The organism is Stenotrophomonas sp. AGC87 (assembly GCF_057333975.1).
In genome coordinates this window covers 1,084-6,686 of the sequence record NZ_JBHFHW010000044.1, presented here as the reverse complement: position 1 = coordinate 6,686, position 5,603 = coordinate 1,084, and the positions used below count along the sequence as shown (strand labels likewise).

At 67.4% G+C, this 5,603-nt stretch carries 4 protein-coding genes; 2 read left to right on the top strand and 2 right to left on the bottom strand.

Annotated features, from left to right (window positions below):
* Both ACE026_RS20205 and ACE026_RS20200 read right to left on the bottom strand, forming a co-directional pair.
* Positions 1–1,431, bottom strand: a 1,431-nt coding sequence (locus ACE026_RS20205) for a S41 family peptidase (protein WP_486040627.1), incomplete at its 3' end; no start/stop codon positions are given.
* A gap of 126 nt (positions 1,432–1,557) precedes the next feature.
* Entirely contained in the window at positions 1,558–2,883 is a 1,326-nt protein-coding gene (locus tag ACE026_RS20200; RefSeq protein ID WP_486040736.1) for a murein hydrolase activator EnvC family protein, read from the bottom strand.
* Between the two features lie 97 nt (positions 2,884–2,980).
* Here ACE026_RS20200 and ACE026_RS20195 point away from each other — a divergent pair, with 97 nt between their 5' ends.
* Positions 2,981–3,643, top strand: a complete 663-nt coding sequence (locus ACE026_RS20195) for a hypothetical protein (protein ID WP_121042823.1) — start codon at positions 2,981–2,983, stop codon at positions 3,641–3,643.
* Positions 3,644–3,697: 54 nt separating this feature from the next.
* Complete coding sequence (locus ACE026_RS20190; RefSeq protein WP_486040625.1) at positions 3,698–5,428, top strand: M28 family metallopeptidase; 1,731 nt, start codon at positions 3,698–3,700, stop codon at positions 5,426–5,428.
* Positions 5,429–5,603: the final 175 nt, after the last annotated feature.

Sequence of the window (5,603 nt, the reverse complement as noted above, 5' to 3'; positions counted from 1 at the left end):
GGGCGGCGCCGGTGCAGCCGCCGGCTGTCCGGCCGGCTTTGCTTCGGCCGGCTTGGTATCTGCCGGCGTGACCGCTGCCGCTGCCGGCTTGGGCGCCGGCTTCTTCGCCGCGTCCGCCTTCTGCCTGGCCAGCACCGAACCCGGCTGCTTCAACTCGGCCAGCGCGTCATTGATCGGGCCATCACCGGGTAGCACGTCACCCGCCTTGTAGCCTTCGGTGCCTTCTTCATCACCGCGCAGATGGCCGGGCAACGTGGCTTCGCTGTAGTCGGTCAGGCTGGCCGGCAGGTCGTCATCGCCGGCGCGCTTCTCCGGCTGCAACAGCACATCGGGGATGATGCCGGTGGCCTGGATCGACTTGCCGCTCGGGGTGAAATACCGCGCCGTGGTGAGCTTCACCGAGTCACCGTTGTCCAGCGGCAGGACGGTCTGCACCGAGCCCTTGCCGAAGGTGCGGCTGCCGACCACGCGGGCGCGGCCGTTGTCGCGCAGCGCGCCGGCCAGCACTTCGGAGGCGCTGGCCGAGCCGGCGTCAGCCAGCACCACGACCGGCGCGCCCTTGAGCAGATCGCCCGGGGTCGCATCGAAACGGGCATCGCTGATCGAGATGCGGCCGCGGGTGCTGACGATGTTGCCCTTTTCGAGCAGATCGTCGGCCACCTGCACGGCGGCGGTGAGCAGGCCACCCGGGTTGCTGCGCAGATCCAGCACCAGGCCCTTGAGCTTGCCACCGGCCTGCTGCTGCAGCTGGGCAACGTGCTTCTGGAAATCGGCACCGGTGTCGGCCTGGAAGGTGCTCAGGCGGATGTAGCCATAGCCCGGTTCCAGCATCTTGCTGCGCACGCTGGTGACGCGGATGGTCTCGCGGGTGACGGTGACATCGAACGGCTTGGGCTTGCCTTCGCGCACCAGGGTCAGCACCACCTTGGTGCCGGCCACGCCGCGCAGCGGTTCGGTGGCTTCGATCGCGCTGATCGGCTTGCCGTCGATGGCGATGATCAGATCGCCGGCGAGAATGCCCGCGCGTGCGGCCGGGGTATCGTCGATCGGCGAAATGACTTTCAGGCTGCTGTTGTCGGGCTGCTGCTGCAGCTCCACGCCAATGCCGTCGTAGGCGCCGTTGGCCTGCTCATCGAAGGCTTCGGCGTCTTCCTTGTCGAAATAGGTGCTGTGCGGATCCAGGTCCAGCAGCAGGCCACGGATGGCGGACTGCATCAGCTTCTTGTCGTCGACCGGATCCACATAGGCGGCGCGCACCGCGTTGTAGACGGCGACGTAGCGGCGGATCTCTTCCAACGGAACCCGTGAGGTCACCGCTTCTTCGGTGGTGGCCGCATCGGCCCCGCGTGCCGGCGCTTCGGCGGTCTGCTGCGCCCAGGACACCGCGGGCAACAGGGCCAGCAGCAAGGTGGCGGAACGGGCTACGCGCATGAAGCACTCCAGGATGAGCGGGGGACGGTTGACCACGCACGGGGGTGCGTCGCCCGATTATGCGCGAAGCGACGATAAATTCCCGTTGAACCCCGTGCCTGGCGGCGCGCCCGTGTTGGGCGCGGTTTATCGCCGCTGCAGCCAGCTGCCCGGGTCCACCGGCTGTCCATTGCGGCGCAGTTCGAAGTACAGCGCGGTCACGCCTTGGCCACCGGAATTGCCGACCTTGGCCACCGCCTCGCCCTTCTTCACCGTGGCGCCGGCATCGCGCAGCAGCGTGTCGTTGTGCGCATAGAGGCTCATGTAGCCGTTGCCGTGATCGACGATCAGGATCATGCCGTAACCGGTCATCCAATCGGAGAACACCACCGTTCCATCGGCCACGGCGGTGATGGTGCTGCCGGCGGGCGCGCCGATCAGCACGCCACTGCTGGTGCGGCCATCGGGCAGCTTGCCGCCGTAGCGGGCGAGCAGATTGCCCGACAACGGCCAGCCCAGACCGCCCACCTTGGGCGCGGGCGCGGAGGCAACCGCAGGGGGCGTCTTGGTCGCGCGCGGCGGTGGCCGGGTACCACTCGCGGCGGCGGCCCGATCCGCCTTCTCGGCTGCCGCCTTCTCCGCGGCGGCGCGGCGCGCGGCAGCACGACGCTCGGCTTCGGCACGGGCGGCGGCGGCGCGCAGATTGGCCAGCAGGGTTTCCAGCGCCTTGGCATCCTGGCCCAGGGCTTTTTCGCGTTCGCTGCGGTCTTTGTACCGCTCGTCCAGCGAGGCGACCGTGGCCGCCCGCTCGCGACGATCGTCGGCCAGCGTGGCGACCTGCTGTTTCTGCTGTTGGCGGGTGCCTTCCAGTGCCTTGCGCCGTTCGACGATTTCCGTCTCCACGCGCTGCAGCTCGGTGAGATCGGCCGTCAGTGACTGGATACGCTGCGCGCGCTCGCGCTGCAGGTAACGATGATAGGCCAGGCTGCGGTTCGCATCGGCGACACGGTCCTGCGACAGCAGCAGCTTCAACGGTGCGTTGTTGCCGATGCGGTAGGCCGCGCGCAACAGCGAGGCCAGTTCCGCCCGCTGCTGTTCCAGGCCGGCCTGCAGCGCATCGCGCTTGGCCTGCAGTTCGTTCATGGCGCGGGTTTCGCGCTGCAGTGCGGTTTCGGTCTGGGCCAGCACGCGCCCGGTGCGAGCGACCTTCTCATCGGCATCGCGCAGCTGGCGCGACGCCTGCCCGCGCTGCCCTTCCAGATTCCGCCGCTCCTGGGCCACGCCCTTGAGCTCGCTACGCAGCTTCTGCAGCTTGCGTTCGGCTTCCTTGGAGGATTGCGCAGCCAGCGGGCTGGCGCCGAGAACGGCCACGGCCAGCAGCAGCGCACGCAATGCCGGGGTCAGCCACTGCGTGCGACCGCGTCCGTCGGTCGGATTGTTATCCCGGCGTGAGGAAAAGGCGTTGTGGCGCAAGGGCTTTCCAGTGACTTCAGGCAGATGCGGATTGCAACGATGCATGGTGACATTCCTGCAGGCGGCCTGCCAGCCGCGCTCCACCATCGAGGTTCCCATGAAACGCTCCCTGCTTCCGTTGCTGCTGGCCCTGACGCTGCCCTGTGCGCCGGCCTTCGCAAGCGACAACATCAGCAAGGTCAACGGCAGCATCTCCGCCGAGGCCGGCCAAAGCTACGGCAATCTGGAGACGGTCAACGGCGGCATCAAGGTCGCCGAAGGCGCGGTCACCGGTCGCATCGAAACCGTCAACGGCGGCATCCGTGTGGCCGATCGCGCGCGCACCGGCGGCATTTCCACGGTCAATGGCAGCGTGCGGGTCGGGCGCGAAGTGGTTGCCAGTGGCGGCGTGGACACCGTCAACGGCGGCATCTTCCTGGATCGCGGCACCCAGATCGACGGCGGGCTGGAAACGGTCAACGGCAGCATCGGGCTGGTCGAAACGCGCGTGGCGCGCGGCATCGAAACCGTCAACGGCGACATCACCGTTGGCGTGGGCTCGCAGGTCGAAGGCGGGATCGAGGTCAAGAAGCCGAACTTCAACCTGTCGTTGACCCCCGGCCGCAAGCCGCGCGTGATCATCGGGCCGAACGCGTCGGTCAACGGGTCGCTGCAGTTCGAGCGCGAGGTCACACTGTATGTGCATCGCACTGCCCGCATCGGCCCGGTCAGCGGCGCCGTGGCCGTGCCCTTCGATACCGACACCGCACCGCAGGATTGATATGGTGGTGACTGGTGCCGTGCGCACCCGCCTTTCCCGTTCCAGGAACCGATGATGCCCCGCAAACTTCTGTTGTGCCTTGCCGCTGCCGCTGCGCTGACCGCGTGCAAGGGCGAATCCGCCGCGCCCACCGCGGCCCCCGCCCCTGACGCGGCCCCCACCGCGCCGGGCCATGCGTTCTCGCCCGAGATCAACGCCGGCGACTTCGCCGAGCTGGTCAAGACCCTCGCCTCGGATGAATTCGAAGGCCGCTCGCCGGGCAGCAAGGGCGAAGAGCTGACCGTCAATTACATACGCGACCAGATGCAGCGCATCGGCCTGCAGCCTGGCAATGGCGACAGCTGGTTCCAGGACGTGGCGATGACCGAGACCACGGCCGATGAGTCGACCGTGTTGACGCTGGACCAGGCCGGCAAGACCCGCGAGCTGAAGTTCGGCACCGACATGGTGATCGGCACCCGTAGCGGCCAGCCGGACGTGAAGGTCGAGGCCAGCGATCTGGTGTTCGTCGGCTACGGCGTGGATGCGCCGGAGCAGAAGTGGAACGACTATGCCGGTCAGGACTGGAAGGGCAAGACGGTCGTGATGTTCGTCAATGATCCCGGCTTCCACGTCAACGACGAGAAGCTGTTCGACGGCAAGCGCATGACCTATTACGGGCGCTGGACGTACAAATTCGAAGAGGCCGCACGCAAGGGCGCCGCCGCCGCGCTGATCGTGCATGACACCGCCGGTGCATCCTACGGCTGGGACGTGGTCAAGAACTCGTGGGCCGGCCCGCAGTACGACCTGCCGGCCAAGGACGACCCGGAAGCGCGTCTGCCCGCACAGGGCTGGCTGAGCGCCGATGCCGCCCGCCAGCTGTTCGCTGAGGCCGGCCTGGATCTGGACAAGGCCTACAAGGACGCCAGCAAGCGCGGCTTCAAGCCGGTCCCGCTGAAGGCCAAGGTGTCCTTCGATCTGAAGAGCACCATCGCCGAGAAGAAGTCGCGCAACGTGGTCGGTGTGCTGCCGGGCAGCAAGCGTGCCGATGAAGCCGTGCTCTACATGGCGCACTGGGATCACCTGGGCAAGCACGAGGGTGAGCAGGGCGACAACATCTACAACGGTGCCGTCGACAACGCGACCGGCGTGGCCGGCATCCTGGAAGTCGCTGACGCGATGGTGCACCAGCAGCCAGCACCGGAGCGTTCGGTGGTGTTCCTGGCGGTGACGCTGGAGGAGTCGGGCCTGCTGGGCTCGAAGTACTACGTCAGCCACCCGACCTTCCCGCTGGACAAGATCGCCGGTGTGATCAACATCGATGCGATGTCGGTGGCAGGCCGTGCCAAGGACATGACCGTCACCGGCTTCGGCAGTTCCGAGCTGGAAGACATCCTCAAGCCGCTGGCGGCCAATCAGGGGCGTACCCTGCACGGCGAGACCGCGGTGCAGAGCGGCTTCTACTTCCGTTCGGATCACTTCAACTTCGCCAAGGCGGGTGTGCCGGCGCTCTATGCGGACGGTGGTGAGGATCTGCGCGACGGTGGTGTCGAGGCGGGCCGCAAGGCCGCCGAAGACTATGGCAGCAACCGTTACCACGGCCCGAAGGACGAGTTCGATCCGGCCACCTGGAAGCTGGATGGCACGGTTGAGGACCTGCAGCTGCTGTACGGGGTTGGCAAGGAACTGGCCGGCGGCGACCGGTGGCCGAACTGGTACGAGGGCAATCCGTTCAAGGCGGCACGCGATGCGATGATGAAGGGCAAGGGCGCTGAGGCGCCGGCCGCGGAGTCTGCGCGCTGAGCGGTTGATTGCTTTGACCTGATCTTTGCTTCATGAAAACGGCGCCTTTCGGGGCGCCGTTTTTTTTGGGTCTTTTCCCCTCCGCGTGGCGAGCATGAAGCGCGGCAGCTTTCCAAGTGCGGCGGCTGGTTGGTCGGGCGGTGGGGGGGGGGGGGGGGGGGGGGGGGGGGGGGGG

Bases quoted from the DNA above. Each gene is read 5' to 3' on its own strand.
- ACE026_RS20195 (WP_121042823.1), top strand. From the start codon at position 2,981: ATGAAACGCTCCCTGCTTCCGTTGCTGCTGGCCCTGACGCTGCCCTGT.
- ACE026_RS20190 (WP_486040625.1), top strand. From the start codon at position 3,698: ATGCCCCGCAAACTTCTGTTGTGCCTTGCCGCTGCCGCTGCGCTGACC.